We start from the raw sequence: 25,635 nt of genomic DNA on the forward strand, positions 1-25,635 counted from the left end.
AGTTGATAAAACACCAACAAGACTAAACCTAATGACGTCGAGTTTTATTTTACGAATGAACCAGTAAGAGTTAAAAATTATAACGTAAACCCACTGTAGCCGCTGCAGTTGATAAGTTGTCCTGCCCTTTGATATATTCTATCTCAGTGCGGATCATCGTTCTAGCTCCTACAAAATAGTCGAAGCCTAAACCTATTACCCCAGCCACTCCACTTTCATCATAGTCACACAAGGTCGCCGTACCAAAATCGGCAATAGCCAAGACGCTAGCTTTGCCAAATTCACACTCTCGCTCACCCGCTAAAAGTTGTTGGCCTCGGACGTCGGTTTTGAGTACACCAAGACGATAAAATAATTCTCCAGTACGACCTGAAGCCTTACCTAAAAAGGCAATAAATAAGGCATCACCTTGTTGTAAGTTTTCAGCATTAGAGACAGCGTTAGAGGTGGGCAAATCTGTGGTGTATAAACTGTCGTGGATCAGCAATTGATAACCCGCTTCTAGGTACCACTGGGGATCAAACTGATACCCAAACGCGATTTTGTATCCAAGGCCTTTGTTAGAGTCTTGAATAAAATCAACATCTGAATAACCTACTGAAAATACAGTATAAAGATTATCTGCAGCTAAAGTTTGTATGCTAACAATCCAACTAAATACCAGTACACAGATCTGCTTTTTTGACACGCTAAAGTTCCACATTTCATACTATGAAGGATACAATACTACATTCATGCTTCGCTGCAAGAGCGAGTGAACTTATATCTTGATACGGTTGTATAAATAACCCTAATTTCGAATGAATCACTATGAAAATGTGAGCAAATTTAATTTAAAATTGCAGATCACAAATTGCGATCCGCTTAGACCCTGTTTAGTATAAGGGGTTAGTACGTTTTCACATATTAATAATAAATGAAAATCCATTAATCCCTACCATCAGTGAACACAAAACTGGAGTGTGATTTGTTCAACCATTGTTTTTTTAAAACCTTCGTCATTGCTATACTACTTGGCGGTTGTGCTAGTAATCGACCACCAATCATGACAGATGAAAAGTTTGACTCACGAGTTACCGCAGAAGGTGTCACAGAATTTGTATACGGTATTTCTTGGCAAAACACCTCTAAAGAGTCTTTATTTCGTGATGGCCGTACCGAAATTGAGCGCCCCAAAACAGATCAACGTTTTACCCAAGAATCACCGTCTAGAATAGCCATGCAAGCAAACAATCAAACCAAACTAGATTTGGAAGACAAAGCGGCTGAGGCGTTGAAGCAAAGATTATCCAAAGAGCAGCTTTGCGAAAAAGGTTATGAGATCAGCAACGTGATCTGGAAGGCCGACAGTATCCGGTTACTTGGATTTTGTTTTTAAGCAAACGTGCACAATAGACACAAGAATTTAAAAAGTTAAGAGGACCACTAATGAAAAGTATCAAAACTCGCGCCGCTGTTGCATGGGCTGCAGGCGAACCATTAAAAATTGAAGAAGTCGATTTAGCGCCACCACAAAAAGGTGAAGTATTGGTGAGAATAGTGGCAACTGGCGTTTGTCATACTGATGCCTTTACTTTATCAGGTGAAGATCCTGAAGGTTTATTTCCTGCGATATTAGGCCACGAAGGAGCCGGTATTGTTGAGGCGGTTGGCGAGGGTGTAACACTGGTTGAAGTGGGTGATCATGTGATCCCGTTATACACCCCAGAATGCGGAGAATGTAAATTCTGTATGTCTGGCAAAACTAATTTATGCCAAGCAATACGCAACACACAGGGAAAAGGCGTGATGCCTGACGGAACAAGTCGCTTCTCTATCAATGGCCAACCCATTTATCACTATATGGGCACATCTACTTTTGCTGAGCATACCGTAGTACCTGAAATTGCTTTAGCTAAAATCCCCAAAGAAGCCCCTCTTGAGAAGGTATGTTTGTTAGGGTGTGGCGTGACTACTGGCATGGGGGCAGTGACTAATGCCGCTAAAGTGCAAGCGGGAGATACAGTAGCAGTGTTTGGTTTAGGCGGGATTGGGCTGTCTGTTTTGATTGGCGCGAAAATGGCCAATGCATCAAGGATTATTGCCATTGATATCAATGAAGACAAATTTGAAATAGCCAAACAACTAGGTGCAACCGATGTTGTCAATCCAAAAGATTTCGATAAACCAATCCAAGAGATCATTGTAGATATGACTGATGGTGGAGTCGATTATTCGTTTGAATGTATTGGCAATGTCAACGTAATGCGCTCGGCACTAGAGTGTTGCCATAAAGGATGGGGCGAATCCATTATTATTGGTGTGGCAGGCTCCGGCCAAGAAATCTCTACTCGCCCGTTCCAATTGGTAACAGGAAGAGTTTGGCGCGGCACAGCGTTTGGAGGCGTAAAAGGCCGCAGCCAATTGCCTGATTACGTTCAACGTTATTTAGATGGCGAATTCGAATTAGACACATTTATTACTCACACTATGCCATTAGAAGACATTAATTCCGCTTTTGATTTGATGCATGAAGGTAAATCTATCCGCACAGTGGTGAATTTCTAATGACAGCTACAACAGAAACAACAGGACTCGCAGAGCTTAGCGCCAATAAATGCTTTGGCGGTTGGCAAAAAAGATATAGCCACAAATCTAGCGTACTAAGATGTGAAATGCAGTTTAGCGTATTTATTCCGCCAATCACTGATCCTAACGAAAAGTTACCTGCATTGTATTGGCTTAGCGGGCTTACCTGCACTGACGAAAATTTTGCTACCAAATCTGGTGCCCAAAGGATGGCGGCTGAATTAGGAATCATGCTAATCATGCCAGACACCAGCCCTAGAGGCGAACATATTCCCGATGCTGCGGATGGCGCTTATGATTTAGGTTTAGGTGCCGGATTCTATGTCAATGCGACTCAAGAGCCTTGGGCCGAACATTATAAAATGTATGACTACATAGTCGAAGAATTGCCTGCACTGATAAAAAAAGAGTTTAAGGTAAAAGACAAATCGGCCATTGCTGGGCATTCAATGGGAGGCCATGGTGCGCTAACAATAGCCTTATCAAATATGAAACAATATTGCTCTGTCTCTGCATTTGCGCCTATTGTTAATCCATCTGATTGCCAATGGGGTCAAAAAGCATTTGGGCATTATTTAGGTGAAAACCCGAAAGACTGGGAGGCGTACGATAGTTGTATGTTAATGCGTCAACAAGGCAAATTTTTGCATATTCCAATGTTAGTTGATCAAGGTTTAGATGATAACTTTTACCATACCCAGAAACTCACTAAACCATTAGAAGAAGTCGCGTTAGAATTGGGTTACAAGGCCGAGTTTCGATATCATGCAGGTTATGACCATAGCTATTTTTTCATTGCTAGCTATATAGAAAGCCACCTTAGATTTCATGCAGAGCACTTATCGAAACAATGATTACAGCTATCTTTGAGTGGTTTGATTACCCACAAAACAGTCTATTTTTAGTGGGTGAATATAACCTAGTGATGGTTGTTATTTCATTAGGCATTGCAATAATGGCTTCGTTTGTGGCGTTTCAAGTCGCTGCACAAGCCGCTAGAAGTATGTCGCAATCGCGAAAACAGATATCTTTATTGGTAGGCAGTATTACGCTTGGTGGCGGTGTTTGGTCAATGCATTTCATTGGCATGCTTGCCTTTCAATTATGCACCGCAGTGTCTTACGGCTGGGGATTAACCTTACTATCATTAGTTCCTGCAATTGCTGCGTCTTGGGTTGCCCTCAATTTATTGGTACGCCCCGAAGTCACTCCCCGCCAATTGATACTCGGTGGTGTATTGATGGGTTCAGGGGTGGGTACCATGCACTACATTGGCATGGCAGCAATGGAAATGGCGGCGCTGCTGCGATATGACCTCACCATGTTTGCGGTATCGATAGTTGTAGCTGTGGTTTTAGCGATATTATCGTTGTGGATCCGCTTTGGTTTAAACCATAAATTTCTAGTCAATTACCCCAAATTGGTGACCAGCGTTATCGCCAGTGTTGTCATGGGTTTTGCCATAGCGGGAATGCACTATACGGGTATGGCTGCGGCACGATTTGTTATGCCTAAAGGACTTGAACCTTTAGAGCAGCCCAGCGAAATATCCATGTATTTAGCATTTACCGTCACCTTCATTACTGTTGTGATTACAATGTTAGTTTTGGCGCTTAACGTGGTGTTTCGCTATAAAAATATTTCTGCAAAAGCCAAATTAAATGAAAAAAGGCTTATTGCAACTATGGATACGGCCATTGATGCCATAGTAACCATCGAAGAAACAGGCATAGTGACAGGTGTAAATAAAGCAGTGGAATCCTTATTAGGCTGGACACCTGATGAAATTATCGGACAAAACGTCAAAATGTTGGTCCCTGATGCAGTTAAACCTAATCATGACAGTTTTATCCAACAATACCTCCTAACTAGAAACGCCAGCATTATTGGTAAAGGCCGAGACGTAGAGGCATTGACTAAAGACGGCCAACTTATTCCAGTTCGCTTAGCCATTGGTCACGCAGAATTTAACGGTAAACATCTATTTGTTGGGTTTATTTCTGACCTAAGAACAAGAATAGAAATGGAATCAGCGCTTCGTGACAACGAGGCAAAAATTCGGTCACTAATGAGTAACATTCCGGGTATTGTTTACCGAGCAATTAACACCGAAGGATGGCCACATATTTTCATGAGTGACGAAGTAGAAAATGTGACAGGTTATCCCGCAGACGATTTTGTACTGCCTAATCCAAGCAGGCAATTGGAAGATTTTATCCATCCTGATGATATTGAATTAATCGAGCAGACCGATCTCACTTCTCCAGACGGTTTTGTAATGGAGTTTCGCCTCATTGATCGTTTTGGCCAAACAAAGTGGATGTTAGGCCACGGCAGAATAATAAAAAGCACTAACAGTGACGAAGAATTCTTGGACGGCTTTATTATGGATATTAGCCAGCGCAAAAAAATGGAAGAGGCGTTGATCATCGAAAAAGATATTGCTGAACAAGCCGTTGCCACCCGTTCAGCCTTTCTAGCCAACATGAGCCACGAAATTCGCACCCCTATGAATGCGATTGTGGGTTTCAGCGATATATTGCTTGATAGCCAACTTGATAAAACCCAGTACAAACATTTAAATACCATTAACCAGTCAGCTAAGTCTTTGATGCATATACTCAATGATATTTTAGACAGCGCCAAATTAGAAAAAGGCAAATTTCAATTAGAGTATCGAGACTTTTCGTTAGTTGAAGAAATAGATGCCGTCGTTTCAACCTTGTGGTTGCTGGCCCAAGAAAAAGGTGTGCCAATCAAGCTTAATATCGATCCTAAGATTACGGGGTATTACAATGGCGTACCAGACAGGCTCAGGCAAGTGCTCACCAATTTAGTAGGCAATGCGGTTAAATTCACTCATAGTGGTGAAATAGTGATAACAGTAACCGAGGATACACCACAAAAATTTACGTTTGTAATCAAGGATTCTGGTATTGGCATGACCCCAGAACAAATAGAGTCTGTATTTGACGCATTTACTCAAGCCGATGAATCCATGAGTAGGCGTTTTGGCGGGACTGGGCTGGGTACCACTATTAGTAAACAACTTGTAGAGCTAATGGGCGGGAAAATTTACGTCGAGAGTGTGCTAGGTGAAGGCTCTAGTTTTAGTTTTGACATCCCGCTAAGAAAAGTTACTGATAGTGAAAAACAACCAGAACAGGCACCGCTACCTACACAACTGCCTCCTTTAACTGTGTTGATAGTCGACGATATTGAGCAAAATATCGAACTGCTAAGTATTATTCTAAAACGTGATGGACACACTATTTGCACTGCCCGTGATGGTGAACAAGCCTTAGAAAGAATGAAATCTGAGCGTTATGATGTTGTGCTTATGGACATCCAAATGCCAGTGCTAGACGGTCTAAGTGCCGCCAAAGCCCGCAGAAAATTTGAACAAGAAACCTCAGCAGTGCGCTTGCCGATCATTGCCCTTACGGCCAGTGTTTTAGAAGAAGATAAATTATCAGCCGAACTAGCTGGCATGGAAGGATTTGCGAATAAACCAGTAAATGTCGCGCAATTAAAACATGAGATAGCCAGAGTACTTAAGTTAAACAATTTTGAAAATTCTCAGGTTAATCCTTCAACAGCAGTTAATATCAGCATAGACACCGATACCGGAATTGCGTTATGGGGCTCAAAAACGACACATTACAATGAATTAAAACTGTTCATGCAAACATCCACAGCCGAAATCGAAATGTTACAGGGCTTCTTGGTAGAGGGTGATTGGTCTAATATTGAGCAAAAAGCCCACGGTCTAAAAGGTTTGTCTGGCAACTTGGCATTGCCAAACATACATGAGCTGTTCACCACTTTGGAACAAAACTGTAGCCGACAAAACAGCCAAGAATGCGAAAATACAATACAAAAAATCAAACAAGAATTGACTAGGGTGGCAGCGTCAGTGTCGAACTCAGCCACTGAGGTAGTAGACAACCAAAATCACCCAGGGCCCAAGATAACTAAACAAGTATTGCTGCAGATGCTTGCAACCCTTGAGCAACATGCCTCTCATAATAAATTTGATGATGAATTGTTAGACACCTTGGCTACTGTAGACTTAGTGGGTAACCAACAAATTCATGCAATTATTTCGGCATTTAATAACTTTGAATTTGAACAAGCGTTAACATTGCTTCAAGACCTCAGAACCCAATTGACAGAAGTGGATAGTCAGTAACAATCAATTTACGAGTAGTGCAAAATGATAGATAGTCGCCCCAAAATATTAATTGTAGATGACGAGCCCGCAAACCTACGGGTGTTGAATCAAACCTTAAACGATAAGTATCGTCTGACTTTTGCAAAAAGTGGTAAAGAAGCCTTACGGCTAGTAGATACCGAACAACCAGACTTAGTATTACTCGATGTTATGATGCCAGAAATGACAGGCTACCAAGTCTGCGAAACATTAAAGAGCCAAGCGTTAACAAGGGCTATCCCGGTCATTTTTGTATCAGCGTTGAGTGACAGTACCGACGAAACCAAGGGGTTTAGTGTTGGCGCAGTTGACTATATAACCAAACCGATTTCGCCAGCCGTAGTAAAAGCTCGAGTACAAACTCATCTTTCATTAGTTGATGCAGAAGAACTAAGACGTACACGTTTGCAAGTAATCCAGCGTTTAGGACGGGCATCTGAATACAAAGATAACGAGACTGGCATGCACGTTATGCGAATGAGTCATTTTTCCAAAGTCATTGCTTTAGCCTATGGTTTTTCAGAAGCGGACGCCGACAACTTATTACATGCTGCACCCATGCATGATATTGGAAAAATCGGTATTCCGGATAGCATCATGTTAAAACCCGGGAAACTAACTGACGAAGAATTTTCGATAATGAAACAACACCCAGAAATTGGTGCTGAAATCCTTGGCGAATCCGACTCTGATTTAATCGAATTAGCCAAATTGGTCGCGATGACACATCACGAAAAGTGGGACGGCTCAGGTTACCCTAAGCAACTAAAAGGTGACAATATTCCTATTGAAGGAAGAATTGTTGCCTTAGCTGATGTGTTTGATGCGTTAACGAGTAAACGCCCATATAAAGAAGCTTGGTCAATAGAAAAGACCATGGGCTATATTCAGGAACAAAAAGGGCGCCATTTTGATCCTAAACTTGTAGATTTATTCCAACAACAACTTCCCGCGATATTAGAGATAAAAGATCGTTGGCAAGATGATTAGCATAAAACACTATACTAAAAATAATACTCTAAGCTTAATTGTACATAATCATCACGGCGCAGCATAAAGCTGGGTTCAGCAGGTTCATCACTAGAAAACATCCATGCGTCGACCCGCCACTTCCAGTGATCATTAATCCTACTCGACGCTTCTATAAACCCAGACCTCACATTTGAATAATCCAAGTCTTGCACCACGCCAGCTAAAATTTCAGTGCCATCAATATCATTAAACACTAGTCGAGTACCAAGCATTAAATCGTTTTGTGAAATAACATTAGTGATATCTTCTCGACCATCATATTGGTATTCCATTAACCAATTAATATCGTAAACACTATCAAACAAGCCAATAAACGAATACTCAAAACCGCCAACAAAAGCGGTATAGTCTTGATCCAACACTTTACGTTGAATACCTTCAAACTTGACTATCCAGTCACCCAACAAGGCCAATACATCTATACCAGCTTGCTGCAATTGCGGGTAAAATGGGCGCAAGCTTGGCTCTGAGGTTTCACTGTTTAACACAAAATCAGGCTCTCTTGAGGTACCATCAAAGTACGATAAGCCTACTTCCCAATCACCGAGTGTATGTTGCCATCTCAAAGCCCAATCGAGGTTTTTCTCTTCGTCTTGTGATTCAAAAATGGGGTTGTCAGTATCTACTGGCAAGGCAGCCCTAAACCTGCCGTCTTCACCCGAGAACGTGCGCTCTCTAAAATAAGGCAAGACAAAAACAGTGGTATTTCCCCAATCTTTAAACAGAGAAAAGGTCGCCATGGGTTGCCCTAATTTGTCTTCACCATCAATGGCTTCTATGGCATCGGTTTGATTAATAATATCCACTAAGTGCAATGATTCAGCTTGCCCCCAAAATACCTTGCCTATTCCTGCCTGCACTTCCCATTCATCACCACTATGTGTCCATTTAAACTCACGGATATCTCCATGAGTCCGTTCCTCATCCTGTTGATCAATTCGGTAAAAACCTTTGAACTCTATGCTATCACTACCGTCATTGAATGAAGTGTAGGCTTGAGGAGCAAAATACCCTGACAAATTTGCTCGTTCTTGCTGTGGATACAGCGCATCTTGGAAAAAGTAACGCTGTTCAACAGCTGCATTGCCACTGTATTCAATGTCAGCGAATACAACTGTTGGCAAAAATGCGATAAATGGGAGCAATCTCTTCAATGTGGATCCTTTAAAAATTTTCATTAGCCATTTTCAATATCATAGTGTTTATTATCGAACATTCTTCAACGTACCCTTATTGAAATCGTTGTCAGTTAATCCTGTATCAAAATTCAATTCGTGGGTAATAAGTTCGGTACTTTTACCATTTTGTTCATTAAACATTTCAACTCGCATGGGACGCCAATATTTGTCTAAATACAAAGCAAAATCTAGATTAACAAGTTCTTTTAGTAAACTACCTTTGCGGTCATAAAATTCAATTTTTAAGGCTCTATAATGTTCTTTGTCGACCCAAACTATTTGTTTTGAATAACCAGAGTTTTTATCTGTAGGCACCTGCTGTATCACAAAACTCGCTTGTCCCTCATAAGTCTCATCCCTTAGATACTTAAATTCATATTTTTCAATCTCAAAAGAACTCATGTCTTCAAAGGCAAACTCACTCCCCATAAACGGACCTGATTTATTTCGAGAGCGGATGCGTTTTACTTTGCTTAATTTAGGTAAATACATCCATTGATCGTCTGGCTCACTGGCATGAGTGAAATTTAAAAACACTGTGCCTTTTACATCTAATGGCTGGTCAAAAATCGTCATACCTTTATCGCCATCATCGACTAGCTCTAAAGATTTCAAACGCATCTTACGCACAACTTCATCTCCTTGGGCATTGCGTAAAATCATACTCATATTGCCGGTACTATCTCCCCAGCCTTGATCTCTTAATTTACGTTCTTTTGCTATCGCTAAGCCCTTTTCTTGCTCAGACTGGGCATAACTATTCACAGAATAGGATAAAAGTGTGAAAACTAATGTAAATATTGTAGAGGAAGAAAGAAGATATTTGTTCATGGGTCAACTCCTGGAGATATTTTTTCTATCAAAGGTCATTAAAAACGGCGGTAAAAACAAGAAATCGACCGCCAAGGCAACCACAATAATAATACTGGTCAACATGCCCATTTCTGAATTTAGCGCAAATGGTGACAGCATCAGAATAGAAAATCCAGTTGCCAATACTAAAGTTGTAATCCATAGCGCTCTGCCTACACTCGCAAAGGCATAGCGTACACTTTGCTCTGCATCTTTGCCGCTTACGCGAGCGTGGCGATATTTACTCAAAAAATGCACCGTATCATCGACAATAATCCCTAATGTCATACTAAGTACGATAGAAAGCCCGAGGTTGACTTCGCCTGAATAAATTCCCCAAATACCAAATCCAATACCTGCAGGTAGTAAGTTTGGCAACAGGCTTATTACACCCATCTTAAAAGATCTAAGAGCAAAGACCAAAAGGCCAGATATAAGCACCAATGCCACCACTGTTCCTTCCAACATACTCGCCATGTTGGCCTCACCGATATGCGCAAACATTAAACCAGGGCTTGCCGCAGTCAGTTTTAAACTAGGTGCATTTGTCTTAAACCATTGCTGCGCTTTGCTTTCAAGGGCGGTGAGTTCTTTACTGCCAACATTTTTGACCATGGTCATAACACGGGTTGCCGATTTGTTCATATCGAGCTGGTTAGTCAAATCCAAACCATATGGCAGCGACATTTCATATAACAACAAATATTGCGCTGCCAACTCTCTATCGTCTGGTATCCGATAATAATTACGATCATCAGCATGCATATTTTTATTTAGACGTTTAAAGGTATCAGTGATCGTTGAAACATGGTCAATTTCGGGTTGTGCTCTAAGCCACTGGCTGAACGCTTCTATGTGCTGAAGCGTTTGCGGATTATTAATACCAGAATCCTCACCAGTAAATACTGTGAAATCCAAATTAGTCATGCCGCTAAGATGTTGCTGTTGAAAATCGGTGGACTGCCTAAATTCTGTGCTTTTATCAAAATAACCAGTGGGTACATCATTCAAGTGATTTTTAAATGAAAAACTAATTGCGATTACCGTAACCAACAAAGTATAGGGTAAGATTTTCCTATGGTGTTTAATCACCCATTCACCAAACTTTTCCGTAAAACTCAACTGAGTGTTAGCGAGTTGTTGAGGTAGCGCTTTGATAGGTAGAACCATCACTAAGGCTGGCAATATTGTTAGTGAAAAAATACACGCAAAGATGACACCTAAGGCGGTTAAATTACCTAAATCAGCCAAAATAGGCACAGCTGCAAAGTTAAGAGTTAAGAAGCCAACTCCAGTAGTCGCGCTGGTAATAAAAATAGGCATTTTATTAAGAGAAAGACTATAAAGTAACGCTTGTTTTTTATCTTTACCTTGACGCATTTCGTACAACATAGTTGAAATCACATGAATACAGTCAGCAACAGCAAGTGTCATCACCATAGTAGGCACATTGACAGTGGCAGTACTCATAAACATTCCTAACCAACCAGCTACTCCCATAGTTGCGGCTATGCTGGTCGCTATTACCACGATAGTCGAAAACGTCCCTACCGCAGTTTTTAACAACAGCCACATGATAATAATAACTGTCAAGAACATCAGGGGAACAATAGTGACAAAATCTCGCTCTGCAAATGTCGCGAAAGAATAATTCATCAGGACCACGCCTGTATGATAAAAATCGTGCTCTGGATATTTAACCTTGAACTGTTCAGTTAACGCTTTAACTGACTGAGTGACTCGATTCACATCAGCGGTTTGATCCCCATCAGGAAGGTTTACTGATACGTTAATTACCGTGACATCGCCATTAGGTGAAACAATGCGATTGACCAAGTTCGGTTCACTTAAAGCAATGCTGCGGATATCATCAAAGCGTTGTTCATTGAGGTCAGCGACGTCATACACTAAGTCCTCAACGATCATGTCATCATCTTCAGCCCAGGTATGCTGAAAGTTTGTTAACGAATCCACGCGAATAGATAAAGGCGTTTGTTCTGCCTCTTTGGTCATTTCATGGACCAAAGTTAACGTTTGCAAATTGAAGACGTCCCCTGATTTGGGGGCAATAATAATGCTGGCACCATCATTTTTGCTAAAAGTGTTTTGCATCTGCTCAAAGGCCATTCTTTGCGGATTGGACTCTTCGAAGAACACTTTATAGTCCCCTCGAAAATACAAATTTTTGGCACCAAACGCAGTGGCAAAGATAACTAAAAATCCTACAATAAGAACCGTTTTTGGTCGGTTAACCGCAAAGTCTAGCCAGGTGTTTTTCACTTATTCATCCAACCTCATTTTTCCAACCTAATGATCCACAATATCTATAGTTATTACACACAAAATTCACCACAGTGAGAATAGCATGTTAGACATAAACTCTAGGCCTAAATATGCAATACGGCCTAATAAAGATTACTTTTAAACCACTTCAAAACTAATTTTTTTCAACTATTTTTAAAAATAATTGGGTTTTATCTAATGATTGATATTGCCAACTATACCATTGATAAATTTAGTTTTTATTCCGAAAACGAATACATTTACGTAACAATCGATGCGGCAACATACCAAAGAATTTTGATCTTTTTGTGAAAACTAGTATTATAAACCTCAACTGGTCAGATGAGCGGATGAGCTAAAAATGAGTATTAGAACAAGTCTTAAAAAAGTATTACCCCCTATTTCAATTACTGAGCAAGAAGCCTTAGAAGCTGGCGATGTTTGGTTAGAATCCTCTATTTATCAGGGTAAACCTGACATGCATGCTTTACGTAATGTACCTAGCGCTAAACTGAGTTCAGAGGAACAAGCTTTTTTGGACGGTCCAGTGGCACAAGTACTGGCAATGGTGGATGACTTTGATTTACAAACAGCCAAGCATCTACCACAAGATATTTTGGATTTCTTATCTGTTAACAAATTTTTTGCACTAATCATTCCTAAAAAATTTGGCGGTTTAGAATTTACTCCCTATGCTAACTCCACCATAGTAGCCACCCTAGCGGCCAAAAGTGGTGCCTTAGCAGTAACAGTAATGGTACCTAACTCTTTGGGACCGGGTGAGTTGTTAATGCACTACGGTACTGCCGAGCAGCAAAATCACTACTTACCTCGCCTAGCAGTAGGCAAAGATATTCCTTGTTTTGCATTAACTAGCCCTGAAGCGGGTTCAGATGCTGGTGCTATTCCAGATGCAGCCATAGTCACAAAAGGCATGTGGGAAGGTAAAGAAGTAATCGGTCTTAAAGTTTCATGGGATAAGCGCTACATCACGCTAGCTCCTATCGCTACAGTTTTAGGTTTAGCGTTTAAAGTATTCGATTTAGATGGATTGTTAGGTGACCAAGTAGAATTAGGTATTACTTGCGCGCTTATTCCAAAGTCGCACCCAGGTGTAGAACTCGGTAATCGTCATGATCCAATGGGTGTTAAGTTTTATAACGGTACGACACGTGGTCAGGATGTATTTATCCCAATGGACTTCATTATCGGAGGCCAAGACAATATCGGTCGCGGTTGGCAAATGTTGGTGGCTTGTTTAGGTGCAGGCCGTGGTATTTCATTGCCCGCTATGGGGGTGGCGTCTGCACAAACCTCATTTAAGTCTACAGCTGAATATTCATTTGTACGTGAACAGTTTGGTGTACCTATTGGTCGCTTTGAAGGTATTCAAGAAGAAATGGCTGACATCGCAGGTAAAACTTTCATTCTAGAAGCCATGCGAGTATTAACCACAGAAGGTCTCAATCTTGGTCTCAAACCAGGTGTAGTAACAGCAATGGCTAAATATCATATGACTGAACTAGGTCGCGATGTGGTAAATACAGCCATGGATATACAAGCGGGTAAAGCTATTCAACGCGGACCACAAAACACCTTAGCCAGTGCTTATGTTTCCTTGCCTATCGCTATTACTGTAGAAGGCGCCAATATTCTCACCCGTAGTTTGATGATTTTTGGCCAAGGCACTATGCGTTGTCATCCTCATTTGAAAGAAATGGTCGATTTAATCCATAGCAACGAAAAAGGCGCTGATTCACGATTCAATAAGGTATTAGGTAAAACCGTTGCTTTTAGCGTGAAAAATGCGTTCCGCAGTTTGTCGAAAAGTTACCTACCTTTCACACGTGGTGCCGAATCAGCTTTGCCAGAAGTGCGCAAATACGAAAAACGCATGAATTCACTCGCCGCTAAATTAGCGCCGATGGCTGACTTATCACTTCTAGTATTAGGCGGCGATTTGAAAAAAGCAGAAATGTTATCAGCACGCCTAGGTGACGTAATGAGCTACATGTATGGGGCTATGGCCGTGGTGCGTTTTTACGAGCAACGTGTTGAAAGCCGTAATGAAGCCTTACCTTACTTCGAGTATGCTATTCAGTGGTGTTTAAATAAAGGCGAAACCGCACTCAATGAATTTATTGGGAATTTCCCTAACACAGCAGTACGTGGCTTAATGCGACTATTAACCAATACCTACACTACTGCAGTGAAAGGCATTTCTGACGATTTAAAACGCAACTTATCTGAAGCATCTATGCAAGACACCAGCATCAAAGCTCAGTTAACACATTTAGTGAAAGTCATCCCTGGGGACGGCAACGACATCAATGAGCAAGCGTTCAAAGCCAAACACGCTGTGATGCCACAGCTTAAGAAAATTCAAAAGGCATTACGTAAAACCCCAGTGGTACCTTACGTTTCTTTTGAAAATGCGGTAGCTAAACTACAGCAAGCTGGGGATCTAACCCCAGAAGACGTAGCCTTAGTCATCGACTACAACGATAAACGTAAAGTCGCGATACGTGTTGATGAGTTTACGTTTGATTTAGAGCTGTTAGACAAAGATCTAAACTTGGTAGACGAAAAACCAGGGATCCAGGCTGACGCGGCTTAATCACTCTAAACTAAAAAAAGGGCGTTGATGGTGAGCATCAACGCCCTTTTTTTTGTCTCTTTGAACTCTAAATAAATCTGCTACTTCACTTCCATATTAGGCGAACGGTATACCAACTCATCATTTAACTCGATACCGATACCTGGTGTTTCCGATACTTCAAAAAAACCGTTTACTGGCTGGGGATCTTGAATACACAACTCACGATTCCACTCTTTAATGGCGTAAGTATGGTGCTCGTGAATTAAAAAGTTAGGAATGGCCGTTTCTAAGTGTAAGCTTGCTGCAGTAGCAACAGGTCCGCCACACACATGGGCTTGTACACGAATATCGTACACATCAGCATAATCACACACCTTTTTGGTTTCGGTAAAGCCGCCGCATAGTCCTACGTCTGGTTGTAATACATCTATACTTTGGTCTTCAAAATAAGGACGCACATCCCAACGATGATAAAGTCTTTCACCACCAGCAATAGGTACTCGTACGTTTTCTGCTACTTTTTTATGTACCGCCGAATTCAAATAATTCACTGGCTCTTCGTACATCATGCAGCCAACTTCTTCGATTATTTCACCCATCTGAATTGCCGAGGCTGCGCCCATCAATGAATGTGACTCAAATATAATATCTACATCTTCGCCAACTGCACTGCGAATAGCCCTTAATCTATCTCCAAATAAGCGCATTTGTGGTTTAGTAAATAACTTAGTGCGGTCAAAAGATGAATTCCCCTCTGCGTCGTATACTATTGGGTCAACTTTAACCGCATCATAGCCTTCGGCAACAGCCTTAAGTGCGGCTTCTGCGTACTGCTGTGGTTGGGTCAACTTAGTGCATTCTTTATCCCAATCAAATTGTAATTGACTCGCATAGGTTCTTAATTTTCCGTTTGTTTTACCACCTAAAAGTTGGTACACCGGCACACCAAATGCTTTGCCTTTAATGTCCCACAACGCTGTATCAATGGCGCTCATAGCCGCATATAACACTGGTCCACCGCCCAATCCCCAGAAACTTTCACGTAACATACGCGACCATAACAGTTCGGTATTCATGGGATCAAAACCAATTAACATGGCTTCGGCAATTTCTTTGATCATATGGGCTGCTGCGCTATGGCCTAAATCATAGGCAAGGCCTGCTTCACCTACACCAGAGATACCTTCATCGGTGTGAATGCGAATAAACACAGGATTCCAAGGTGGGCGTTTAGGGCAATGAATGTCGAAAATCTCAACACGGGTAACTTTCATATTTTTTCCTATTTTTAATGATCTTTAACTTTAGCGTTCCAAGGAACACGCTATTCACAAAATGAAGGGTCTAGTTTGTAGGCCCGTCGTAACATAGCAGGCCACGCTTTTTGTCCGCCGGTTTCGCCACTATGCACAATGTTTGCTTGAGCATAAATACCATCAACAATCTCTTGGGGGATTTCGATTATACCTTGACCACTTTGCATTAATTCCATTTGAATTTCGCAAGCTCGTTGTAAATCATAAAAACGCATAAAGGCGTCACCAACCGTTGCCCCTAAAGTCAGTCCACCATGATTATGCAACAACATGTGGTTGCTTTGTCCAAGATCAGCTTGTAACCGCACCTTTTCATCCTCGTCTACCGCCAGACCTTCATAACCGTGATAACTTAATGATGACAACGAAAACATCGCATATTGACTCCAAGGCTTTAATCCACCTTGCACTGTTGCCACGGATATTGTGGCTTTGGTATGCAAATGGATCACACATTGGGCATCATGACGCACTTGGTGGATAGCACTGTGGATAGTAAAACCTGCGGGGTTAATTTGATAAGGCGAACCGTCTAATACCTTGCCTGAAAGATCCACTTTGACTAAATTAGAAGCCGTCACTTCATCGAAGGTCAAACCAAAGGCATTCACTAAGTAGTGATCGGTATTTGGCACTCTTGCCGACAAATGGGTATAGATTAAATCTCCCCAGCCATGATCTGCTACTAATCGATAACATGCAGCTAAATCTACGCGTGTTTGCCACTCTTGCTGTGACACCTGATCCTTTAAACTGAAATTTTCTAATTGATACACTGGTCTTTTACTCGGGTTCTTAAAATAGCAGGACTATATAATTTGACCCAAATACTACATTAAATAACACTGATAACTGAAACAAAACATAGGGCATAAGGATATTTCATATGCTCTAAAGTTAACCTCAATAAATAAAGGTACGCCATGTCTAAATTATCACGTAGACAATTTCTGCAAATGACAGCTTCAGGGATAGCCACAAGTTTATCAACTAGCTTGGCATTTAATGCCCATAGTCAGACATCAAAAAAGCTGGGAGTGGCACTAGTTGGCTTGGGTTATTACAGCAGAGGTTTGTTGGCTCCAGCATTAGAACTTACTCAACATTGTGAATTGCGCGGTATTGTCACCGGCTCTCCAAGTAAAATTTCCTCTTGGCAACAACGTTATTCTATCCCAGACAAAAACGTGTACTCCTACGATAACATGCACGAAATCGCCAATAACCCAGATATAGACGTCATTTATATCGTTGTACCAACCGCATTACACCTTAAATATTGTGAGATAGCAGCCAACGCCGGTAAACATGTGTGGTGTGAAAAACCCATGGCGATGACTACCCAACAGTGCCAACAAATAATCGATGTATGTAATAAAAACAAAGTCCAGCTCACAGTTGGTTATCGCATGCAGCACGAACCCAACACCCGGGCATTGATGGCCTTTAAAAATACTAAGCCCTACGGAAAAGTCCAAAGTATTCTCAGCCAAGCCGGTTATGCGGGTAACGGTATGGCTGCAGATAATTGGCGCATGAAAAAGGCAATGGGTGGTGGTGCTATGTATGATATGGGCGTGTATCCGCTCAACGGGGCGAGATTTTTAACTGGACTTGAACCCATTGCAATTACAGCCAGACATGACAAGTCACATCCACACATATTTAAAGAAGTCGACGAAACCACTTATTTTACTCTGGAATTTCCTGAAGGGGTAATAGCGGAATGTGCCACGAGCATGGTGAAAGGCTTTAACCAAATTAAACTCGACTGTGAAAAAGGTTGGTATCAATTAAGTCCGATGTCGGAATATAGTGGAGTTACAGGATTAACAAGTGACGGGCGACATTTTCCGCCCATTAAAGGTTTGCAACAAGCAATACAAATGGATGACGATGCTCTGGCCATTTTGGGTAAAGGCCCCCTACTAGTGCCTGGTGAAGAAGGTCTGCGAGATATACATGTGGTACAGGCCGCCTTTGCATCAGCGGCCAGTGGTAAACGTGTATTGCTTTGATAAAAACTAAAGTGGACTTGGCGCTGCTTGCAGCCAATTTTCTTTGGCATAAGCAGTATTTGCACAGGTAATATGCAAGGTAAAGGCGTGACGTGACTTATCCGATATATTAGGCGCACTAAAGTGTGGTAACAGCCCGTTGAAAACCACTAAGGTGCCTTTTTTAACTTCTAAGGGTTTAGCACTGTTATCATCTGGCCAAGGCATATCATGTAATACCTTTAATTCAGTAGTGTCGTCTGGAAAACGTAAAAACTGCTCTTTTAAAGGTATGGGATCCCCACCCGATTGCACTTGTAAACATCCATTTTTTAAAGTGGCGTCTTCCACTGCAAGCCAAAATGTTACAACAGAAAGAGGTGTCGAGAAAAAATAGCTGGCATCTTGATGCCAACGGATCACGCCGCCAATTTTAGGCTGTTTAAATATGTACATAGATTGGTGAATTTGTGGTTTAACCAGTCCTAAATCTAATGCAATGTCTCGAATTTTTTGGCTATGGCTAAAATCTTTAAATTCCGGTACTAGGCGATGCAAGGCATGACCAATTTTATTAATACTCAAAGATTTATCTTGTTTAAGCTCACCTTTGTCATCAAAGGCATCTTCTTCAAAAAAACACCGTACTTTATCACCCGAGGATAAAAAGTAATCATCTCGCGTCTTGCTGTGATCCTCAGTAGAAAAAACCGCTCGGGTAGAGTTAGGGTCAAAGTCTGCGACTATTTTATTCGCTGAGTTTTTTAGCACACTCATCTGCTCGGCAGAAAAGCATTGGTCTAGAACCAAATAGCCGTTTTTTTGGTAAGATTTTTTTTGTTCTGATGTAAGCATTAAGAGTCTCGAACTACTAAGAGGTAAAATTTAACAAGCTAAGCAAGATGGCCTAAGTGGTACACAAATACAAGTATCTTTGTGATTAATCCCAATTTTGTTGTCCGTAGCCAAATCAACTATATCTAAACCTTGGGAAACTAAAAAATCCATTGAAGAGCAAGCAATCTAATTAACCAATTATTTGCTAAATTAACCAACTTTTTGCGATCTAACAGCGACCAACTATCAGCGAAAACAAAAGTACCTATATTTATCAATTACTTACCTATTTGGCACACATTCTGCTGTGCCTATAAAAGGTAACTTCACAACAAAAATAATTTATTCACTACACACAAAGGGCAATTATGAGATTTTCTAAACTAACAACCGCGGCCTTGCTAACAGCTTTAACCCTAAGCACTTCAGGCTGCATCATCCATGTAGGTGGCCACGGTGAAAATTACAGCGATGATAACGAATACAGCAGTGTATTCGGTGGTGTAGACGTTGCGGAAAACCAAAGTGTAGGTGACGTTTCTTCAGTTAATGGCAATATCACTTTTGATAACAACGCAAGCGCTCGTGATGTTGATGCTGTAAATGGCAATATTGAAATAGCAGATAACGTCCAAGTTCATGAATTATCAACTGTTAATGGCGATATTCAAGCACAATCCTATTTATCAGTAAAACGTGACGTCAGTACTGTAAACGGCAATATTACTATTGGCGCTGGGTCCATGGTAGGCAAAGACATTACCACTGTAAATGGCGACATTTATCTCACCCAAACCTTTGTAAGCGATGACATTACAACTAAAAATGGCAGCATTACTCTTACTGACGCATCGGTTGTAACAGGAGATATCGAGTTTGAGTCGCAAGAAAACCAAGGTTGGTGGAGTGAAAAATCACGTGAACATAACCCTCCGACCCTCACTATAGACGCATCGTCTGATGTAAAAGGAAGGATTGTTTTACATCAAGTTGTAATTTTAGAAATTGAAAATCCCGCTTTATTATCCAAGGTAGAGCGTCGCTACAAAGAACAAGAGTAATTCATTTAGACATTCGCGAAATATACTTTGTACAATCCATTTAAAGTATATTTCGCACTACCTTTAACCTGAAATAATGCTCTTCCTCTAACCATTCGATAATTTAAGTTTAAACACTAATTGTCGCCATCAATACACAAGATCTTTTCAACAATTTGTTGTAACAGATAGGTTTCGCGCTCAATCGAAAGGCCTTTTTTATCGCTATTAATCATCACCTCTTTATTGTGAGCAATAGCCTCATAAATATTTATCCAAAGCGGTTTCATACCATTTTTTATTTCGTGGGACTCTAGTGCAGTGTCCCCTAACTCTTCGTCAACATCACACTCATAACAATATGAAATCATATGTATGAAATCTCCATCGGATTTATGCCATGGACGATATTCATCATACCTAGCAAAAGGTTTTATATTGCAAATACCCAATGCGCCGGTTTCTTCTTTAAGCTCTCGAATTAAGCCCTCTTCTACTTCTTCGCCTTTGTCAATACCACCTCCAGGAAGGCTATAATCGTCGTAACGCCGAGTGTAAAGTAAGAGAATCTTTTCTCCCTTTACTACGATAGCTCTTGTTGCATGACGCTCGATGACTTTATATTCACTCAGAGGTGACACATCGCTAGGAGCGACACCAGAATGAAAGGCTGTTTTTAAACACTGCATAACGAATTACCACTTAGAATTATTTTCATCTTATCTCAACATTTTTTTTGAAGCGTGTTTAAGTACTTAATGCACCCAACTATACTGATTATATATCGCATGGGTGACTGAGATTGTTGATTGATTAACCAACTGCCAGTGTTTAGTGATAACATTGACACCATAACAGAGTGAACGACGCGTTTAATGGCTGATATCGAGTAAAAAAACAGAGGAACTCTTTTGCTAAGGTGTTTGATTTTATTTAGTTGGCTTGTGTTTGCTGCTACTGCTAAGTCGCAACACACGCAAATTATGGAATTTTCATCACCTTTTGTAGATTACGCAACAATATTAGTTAATTCCCCCCAAGAAGTTATTGATAAACTTAGCAATGATGTACCGAACAAAAATCAGCCTGATATAATTCATACTCAACATCATCTTTTTTTATCACGGGCTTATTACAACCTAGCCTATCCTCAGAAGTCTTTGAACCATGCACGCACTGCCCTAAATTTTGTGTCTGAAAAACAGCAGCCATGGTTGTATCACAACTGTAAAATTGCAGAATCTGATGCGCTAGAACTAATTGGTAACCCTGCTCAGGCTATGGAAGGAGTCAACTCAGCAGTAGTTTGGGCTAAACGCAACCAGCAATCCAAACTGTATCTGCAAGCATTATACTCCAGAGGCATAATTCAAACGAGTCTACCTAACTATGTGGCTGCGCTTAATGATTTCCAACAAGCCTATTCACTGGCTAGCAATGATCCTAACGAATTAAGTAAAGCCCACGTAGCGTCAATGTTGGCGCAAGTCTATGAGTATCGTCGTGAATATGATTTAGCAATTCCGTTTTATGAAGAGGCCGTTACAGCACACCGTCTAAATGGCGCAGATTTAGAACTAAGTATCGCCCTATACGGATTAGGTCGAGCGAATCGAGGCATTGATAAGCTTGAACTTGGAAAAGCTCAATTACGCGAATCGCTACAATTAGCTGAAAAAATCGATGATTTACAAGGCGTCGGTTATGCATTAAAAGAATTGGCATCCATAGACATACAAGAAGAAAACTATTTAGAAGCCGAAATAAAGCTGAAAAAGGCAGCAAGTATTTTTGAGCAGGCTGACAATCCTCAAATGAATTTTATTCTTAATATGTTATTGACAGAGCTAGCCCTAGATACAAAAAAAATCGCTGAAGCAGAAATCTTTTTTCAACAAGCCACAACTCTATTTAATCGAAACAGCATGTTAATTCACGCATCAGATTATGATGTGCTGCAGGCTAGATTATTATATGAACAAGCTCAGTTTAAAGTCGCGTATGAAACTCTAAAACAGGCGTTTGAAAACCATAAAGAACAGCAAAATTCTGAAAGTACTCGACAACTTCATCAGCTTCGATCAGGTTTTGAAATGCAATTGACACAGCAAGAAAATGCGGTCCTTTCACAAAAAAATTCATTGCAACGATTACAGCTAAAGGACAAAAAAAACCAAAATGTACAGCTATTCCTTAGTACTGCTTTTGCGACCATCGTTTGTGGTTTATTGGGAATTATCGTTTTTCGCAATAAAGCACACAAGCGTAACCTTGTAAAACTGGCTACTCGTGACGATTTAACTGGCTTATATAATCGTCGACATACCTTAACCTTATTAGAACAACAGATGTTGCTTAGCAACAGGTACGGTAATAGCTTGTGTATTGCCATGTTAGATTTAGATTTTTTCAAAGAAATCAATGATTCATACGGTCACGTAGCGGGTGATAAAGTGCTACAGGAATTTGCCTTACTTTGTAAGCAGAATCTTCGAGAATCCGACGTAATTGGTCGTATTGGAGGTGAAGAATTTTTATTAATTCTTAGCCACACTAACAGCATAGATGGATTTAAAGTTGCAGATAGCCTGCGCACTAAAATGTCGACTTTGAGCCATAAGGTAGGGCTCCCAGAGTGTAAGGTGACACTCTCTATCGGTATCGTCGAATACTCACCCAACGACAGCATAGAGAACTTTATGCTTTTGGCAGATACGGCTCTTTATCGAGCCAAAAATAATGGCCGCGACCAAGTAGTGGTTTACGAGCGCGATAGCAGTAGTGAAACCAGTTCTTAATTGCTAGCAGCCCTAAACTAAGTAGTATTTTTGAAAAAATACTACACTGCCCTACAACTACATTTGGAATTTGAACTCACTCAAACTTAAATATGTTTAAGTCTAAATCCTTTGATTGACGATGCAATGCTTGCATAAATATTTGTCAAAACATCAGATGCCCCCTGCATAACTTTAGTTTGTTGATAAGATTTACTACTTTGAATATCAAGCTCCTTTAGAAATTGTGAAATTTGGTCAGTCTGCCGCTTCTGGATCTGCATTTCTTGTTCAATCATTAGGTTGAGTCCGCTAATTTGATTAAACGCCGCATGCAATTTGTCGACGAATAGCTGTGAACTTTTGGCTTGCTCTAAACTAATTTCAGCTTGCTCTTTACCTTGACTCATTGCCTTTACTGCCTTGTCGGCTTCACTTTGTAGCTTGGTAATATTATGTGAAATTTGCTGAGTAGACTGTTGAGTTTTGTTAGCTAAGGTACGCACTTCGCCAGCTACAACGGCAAAGCCACGTCCTGTTTCTCCGGCTCTTGCAGCTTCTATAGCGGCATTCAATGCCAATAAGTTGGTCTGCTCAGCAATGCCATTGATAACATTAATCACGCTACCAATATTGTCAGAATCATTTTTTAAATCGGTAATAATATCCGAAGCATGAAGAGTGGAATCAAGCATTTTTTGACAGGTTTTAACGTTTTCATCGAATTTAAGTTGGCCTTTGTCAGCGAGATCATTTGACTCGGTAACGAAAGCATTGGCTTGATGAATTGCCTCGTTTACCGAATGATTTGATTGGGTCATGTCGTTCATAGTTGTACTGAGTTTTTGCGTTCCTTCAATTTGTAACGTCAATCCACGGCTAACATCCTCAAAAGCAAGCAGTAGCTCTTCGATGGTTCCTCCAAGCGTCTTTACGTCTCCTCTAATATCACTTAGAGCATGACTCAAACCGTCTTGAATTAGATTAAAGTTGTTGGAAACCTGACCAATTTGGTCGTAAATATTGCAGCGCATCTCATCAGAGAAATCGCCATTGGCTATGCTTTTGGAAACACGATTAACCCTGTTCAGAGGCTTCACAATCCGAGAATCTATAAACCATGCAACTAAGGTCATTGTTAATAGAATGGCAATTAATACCACAATGATAGTGATTAAAAACGCTGAGGAACCACGGTCATCCATAAGAGCTTTTTTAGTGTCGATCTGACGATTCATGGCCATGACAGCCTGATTTAAATCATTGGTCGGCGACCGGTCAATGCCTTTTACGCTTGCATCTGCTATCGCAATATCCATTTTAGTCGCAATAAACGCAGCATAACCTTCACGGTATGCTGCCACCATTGCTGGATAATTATCGGCGAAAACTTTTAGATGTTGATAGCCAGGTTGTTGCCTAGGCACCACAGAAAGTAGGTATTGATACTTTTCTTGGATCAGATCAGCATGTTTATTGAAACTGCCCCAATATTTAGCTAATTGTTTGGGGTTTTTACCTCTAATCAATGTATTTTTCCATTCTTGAACTTGTGTCTTAAACAAAACATTAAGTTCTGCCACTTCAGTCATGAAGTGCACATCCTGGTTAATGGTAAAGCTATAATCTTCAATTACCCCTCGTAACGAATAAAACCCAATATAAAATGCGACAACCAACAGCAACAATGATGAACAAAGCAACAACAACAGCTTGTTCCTTATGTTTTGGCGTATTATTTTCAAACTCTAACTCCTATGGCTTTTTGGGGCGAACCGCGCGGAGTATGCAGCTAACAAATGACGATTTTATTACAGACACAATCAATCTAATTACTTTTAACCGTTAAAATACTAATTGGGTGTTATTCACACTGACTAGGGATAAGGGGATAAGGGGATAAGGGGATAAGGATAAAAGTGTAAAGAGGTCGTATTCCTTAAAAACGTAGTGATTTTGTATTATAAATTTTCAGACAGAACCTAAGGATAAATAGCGCCTATACTTCGAGCAATTACAATGAGACCTGTAATGGAATGCGACCTCTTTTTCAGCTTTTTCAACCTAGCCACCTTAAGGTAAATGTTTTTGCAATTCTGATGTGCCATAACGCACTCTAATTAAACAGCTCACTTGTACACCTTAATATCGCCTCAAGCACAAGTTGGTAATGGATTGCGTTAATAGTGTCAGCATAAAGAACATATACTTAGAATAACTTATAATTTGAACAAATTCTGGGGGGACAATATGGCCAATGTAATTTTAAAAAATAAAGAGCAACAAGCTCGAATTTTCACTCCTAAATTGAGTAATTTTGAGACAAGCTCTCGCTATGAGGGCTTATCTTTAAAAAAAGAAAATGAAGGCAAGTCTATCAAAGAACTACAATTAAAGTATGCGCGATAAGTATGGTATAAGTCAGAATAATAATTGTTACCCCAACTTCGAGGTACTGAAAAACAAATTAAATATTCTAGATGACGCTACTTTAAAAGATGCAGAATTAGCATTTACCTCCGTTAGATATACTGAATATTCATCCGCTATATCATCCATAAATTCATTCAATTTAACTCACCTAAAAACACTACATCAACAACTTTTTCAAGATGTGTTTGAATGGGCAGGGGAAATCAGAACTGTAGATATATCAAAAGGCTCGACTCGGTTTTGTACTTGTCAGCGCATTGAGCAAGAAACCACAAAACAATTTTCTAGGCTCCCATAGCTTATAGATATCTCTTTAGTTCTGCGATATCAACATCTCTGACCCTGACGAATCCCCACGAAATACTCATAAAAAAACAATGAGATAATTAGAAAAAAGTGAACATTCATAGTGTTTGGTGATCAATTCTATCGCCAAACAAAAATAATCACGGAAAACACTATGAATGTAAGACAACTTTTATCAAAGTACTTGGTCAATGTCACACCAAA

The 25,635-nt window shown here is 40.5% G+C and carries 20 protein-coding genes; 11 read left to right on the forward strand and 9 right to left on the reverse strand.

Features of this window, described 5'->3' with window-relative positions; genetic code table 11:
* Positions 1 to 70: 70 nt before the first annotated feature.
* Positions 71 to 688, reverse strand: coding sequence for an outer membrane beta-barrel protein (locus tag ABJK37_RS09480; protein ID WP_348352432.1), 618 nt, complete (start codon positions 686 to 688; stop codon positions 71 to 73).
* Between the two features lie 279 nt (positions 689 to 967).
* On the opposite strand from ABJK37_RS09480, the gene ABJK37_RS09485 reads away from it, so the two are divergent.
* The 5 genes from ABJK37_RS09485 to ABJK37_RS09505 are packed head-to-tail and all read left to right on the forward strand — an operon-like array spanning position 968 to position 7,771.
* Complete coding sequence (locus ABJK37_RS09485; RefSeq protein WP_348352434.1) at positions 968 to 1,378, forward strand: hypothetical protein; 411 nt, start codon at positions 968 to 970, stop codon at positions 1,376 to 1,378.
* Positions 1,379 to 1,428: 50 nt separating this feature from the next.
* Positions 1,429 to 2,547, forward strand: a complete 1,119-nt coding sequence (locus ABJK37_RS09490; protein ID WP_348352436.1) for an S-(hydroxymethyl)glutathione dehydrogenase/class III alcohol dehydrogenase — start codon at positions 1,429 to 1,431, stop codon at positions 2,545 to 2,547.
* Entirely contained in the window at positions 2,547 to 3,422 is an 876-nt protein-coding gene (gene fghA, locus ABJK37_RS09495; protein ID WP_348352438.1) for an S-formylglutathione hydrolase, read from the forward strand. The genes ABJK37_RS09490 and fghA overlap by 1 nt, the downstream gene beginning before the upstream one ends.
* Positions 3,419 to 6,760: an MHYT domain-containing protein gene (locus ABJK37_RS09500; RefSeq protein WP_348352440.1), complete on the forward strand. Its 3,342-nt coding sequence runs from the start codon at positions 3,419 to 3,421 to the stop codon at positions 6,758 to 6,760. Before fghA ends, ABJK37_RS09500 begins: the two co-directional genes overlap by 4 nt.
* Before the next feature lie 24 nt (positions 6,761 to 6,784).
* Positions 6,785 to 7,771 (forward strand): two-component system response regulator, encoded by a 987-nt coding sequence (locus ABJK37_RS09505; RefSeq protein ID WP_348352442.1) that lies wholly within the window; start codon positions 6,785 to 6,787, stop codon positions 7,769 to 7,771.
* Positions 7,772 to 7,785: 14 nt separating this feature from the next.
* Here the strand turns inward: ABJK37_RS09505 and ABJK37_RS09510 are convergent, their stop codons facing one another.
* The 3 genes from ABJK37_RS09510 to ABJK37_RS09520 are packed head-to-tail and all read right to left on the reverse strand — an operon-like array spanning position 7,786 to position 12,123.
* Positions 7,786 to 8,967, reverse strand: a complete 1,182-nt coding sequence (locus ABJK37_RS09510; RefSeq protein ID WP_348352444.1) for a hypothetical protein — start codon at positions 8,965 to 8,967, stop codon at positions 7,786 to 7,788.
* A 51-nt stretch (positions 8,968 to 9,018) separates the two neighbouring features.
* The gene (locus ABJK37_RS09515; RefSeq protein ID WP_348352446.1) at positions 9,019 to 9,822 is read right to left on the reverse strand and encodes an outer membrane lipoprotein-sorting protein; all 804 of its coding nucleotides are present in this window, start codon (positions 9,820 to 9,822) and stop codon (positions 9,019 to 9,021) included.
* Positions 9,823 to 9,825: 3 nt separating this feature from the next.
* The gene (locus ABJK37_RS09520; protein WP_348352448.1) at positions 9,826 to 12,123 is read right to left on the reverse strand and encodes an MMPL family transporter; all 2,298 of its coding nucleotides are present in this window, start codon (positions 12,121 to 12,123) and stop codon (positions 9,826 to 9,828) included.
* A 364-nt stretch (positions 12,124 to 12,487) separates the two neighbouring features.
* Here ABJK37_RS09520 and ABJK37_RS09525 point away from each other — a divergent pair, with 364 nt between their 5' ends.
* Positions 12,488 to 14,743 carry an acyl-CoA dehydrogenase gene (locus tag ABJK37_RS09525; RefSeq protein ID WP_348352450.1) on the forward strand — a complete coding sequence of 752 codons (2,256 nt, stop codon included), beginning with the start codon at positions 12,488 to 12,490 and terminating at the stop codon, positions 14,741 to 14,743.
* Between the two features lie 80 nt (positions 14,744 to 14,823).
* On the opposite strand, the gene ABJK37_RS09530 is transcribed toward ABJK37_RS09525, so the two are convergent.
* The gene (locus tag ABJK37_RS09530; RefSeq protein ID WP_348352452.1) at positions 14,824 to 15,999 is read right to left on the reverse strand and encodes a mandelate racemase/muconate lactonizing enzyme family protein; all 1,176 of its coding nucleotides are present in this window, start codon (positions 15,997 to 15,999) and stop codon (positions 14,824 to 14,826) included.
* Positions 16,000 to 16,049: 50 nt separating this feature from the next.
* Positions 16,050 to 16,817, reverse strand: a complete 768-nt coding sequence (locus ABJK37_RS09535) for a class II aldolase/adducin family protein (RefSeq protein ID WP_348352454.1) — start codon at positions 16,815 to 16,817, stop codon at positions 16,050 to 16,052.
* Positions 16,818 to 16,964: 147 nt separating this feature from the next.
* On the opposite strand from ABJK37_RS09535, the gene ABJK37_RS09540 reads away from it, so the two are divergent.
* Positions 16,965 to 18,059: a Gfo/Idh/MocA family oxidoreductase gene (locus ABJK37_RS09540; RefSeq protein WP_348352456.1), complete on the forward strand. Its 1,095-nt coding sequence runs from the start codon at positions 16,965 to 16,967 to the stop codon at positions 18,057 to 18,059.
* Between the two features lie 6 nt (positions 18,060 to 18,065).
* Here the strand turns inward: ABJK37_RS09540 and ABJK37_RS09545 are convergent, their stop codons facing one another.
* The gene (locus tag ABJK37_RS09545) at positions 18,066 to 18,893 is read right to left on the reverse strand and encodes a phytanoyl-CoA dioxygenase family protein (RefSeq protein WP_348352458.1); all 828 of its coding nucleotides are present in this window, start codon (positions 18,891 to 18,893) and stop codon (positions 18,066 to 18,068) included.
* Between the two features lie 350 nt (positions 18,894 to 19,243).
* On the opposite strand from ABJK37_RS09545, the gene ABJK37_RS09550 reads away from it, so the two are divergent.
* Positions 19,244 to 19,936, forward strand: coding sequence for a hypothetical protein (locus tag ABJK37_RS09550; protein ID WP_348352460.1), 693 nt, complete (start codon positions 19,244 to 19,246; stop codon positions 19,934 to 19,936).
* A gap of 116 nt (positions 19,937 to 20,052) precedes the next feature.
* Here the strand turns inward: ABJK37_RS09550 and ABJK37_RS09555 are convergent, their stop codons facing one another.
* Entirely contained in the window at positions 20,053 to 20,604 is a 552-nt protein-coding gene (locus ABJK37_RS09555; protein ID WP_348352462.1) for an NUDIX hydrolase, read from the reverse strand.
* Positions 20,605 to 20,826: 222 nt separating this feature from the next.
* Here ABJK37_RS09555 and ABJK37_RS09560 point away from each other — a divergent pair, with 222 nt between their 5' ends.
* Positions 20,827 to 22,713, forward strand: coding sequence for a tetratricopeptide repeat-containing diguanylate cyclase (locus ABJK37_RS09560; protein WP_348352464.1), 1,887 nt, complete (start codon positions 20,827 to 20,829; stop codon positions 22,711 to 22,713).
* A gap of 86 nt (positions 22,714 to 22,799) precedes the next feature.
* On the opposite strand, the gene ABJK37_RS09565 is transcribed toward ABJK37_RS09560, so the two are convergent.
* A complete protein-coding gene (locus ABJK37_RS09565; protein WP_348352466.1) occupies positions 22,800 to 24,437 on the reverse strand; it encodes a methyl-accepting chemotaxis protein in 1,638 nt (545 codons plus the stop codon).
* Positions 24,438 to 24,942: 505 nt separating this feature from the next.
* Here ABJK37_RS09565 and ABJK37_RS09570 point away from each other — a divergent pair.
* Complete coding sequence (locus tag ABJK37_RS09570) at positions 24,943 to 25,101, forward strand: hypothetical protein (protein ID WP_348352468.1); 159 nt, start codon at positions 24,943 to 24,945, stop codon at positions 25,099 to 25,101.
* On the forward strand, positions 25,091 to 25,423 hold the full coding sequence (locus ABJK37_RS09575; protein ID WP_348352470.1) for a hypothetical protein: 333 nt from the start codon (positions 25,091 to 25,093) through the stop codon (positions 25,421 to 25,423). The genes ABJK37_RS09570 and ABJK37_RS09575 overlap by 11 nt, the downstream gene beginning before the upstream one ends.
* Positions 25,424 to 25,635 lie beyond the last annotated feature (212 nt).

The sequence above is a fragment of the Paraglaciecola sp. genome (assembly GCF_039964565.1).
Taxonomy (GTDB): Bacteria; Pseudomonadota; Gammaproteobacteria; order Enterobacterales; family Alteromonadaceae; genus Paraglaciecola.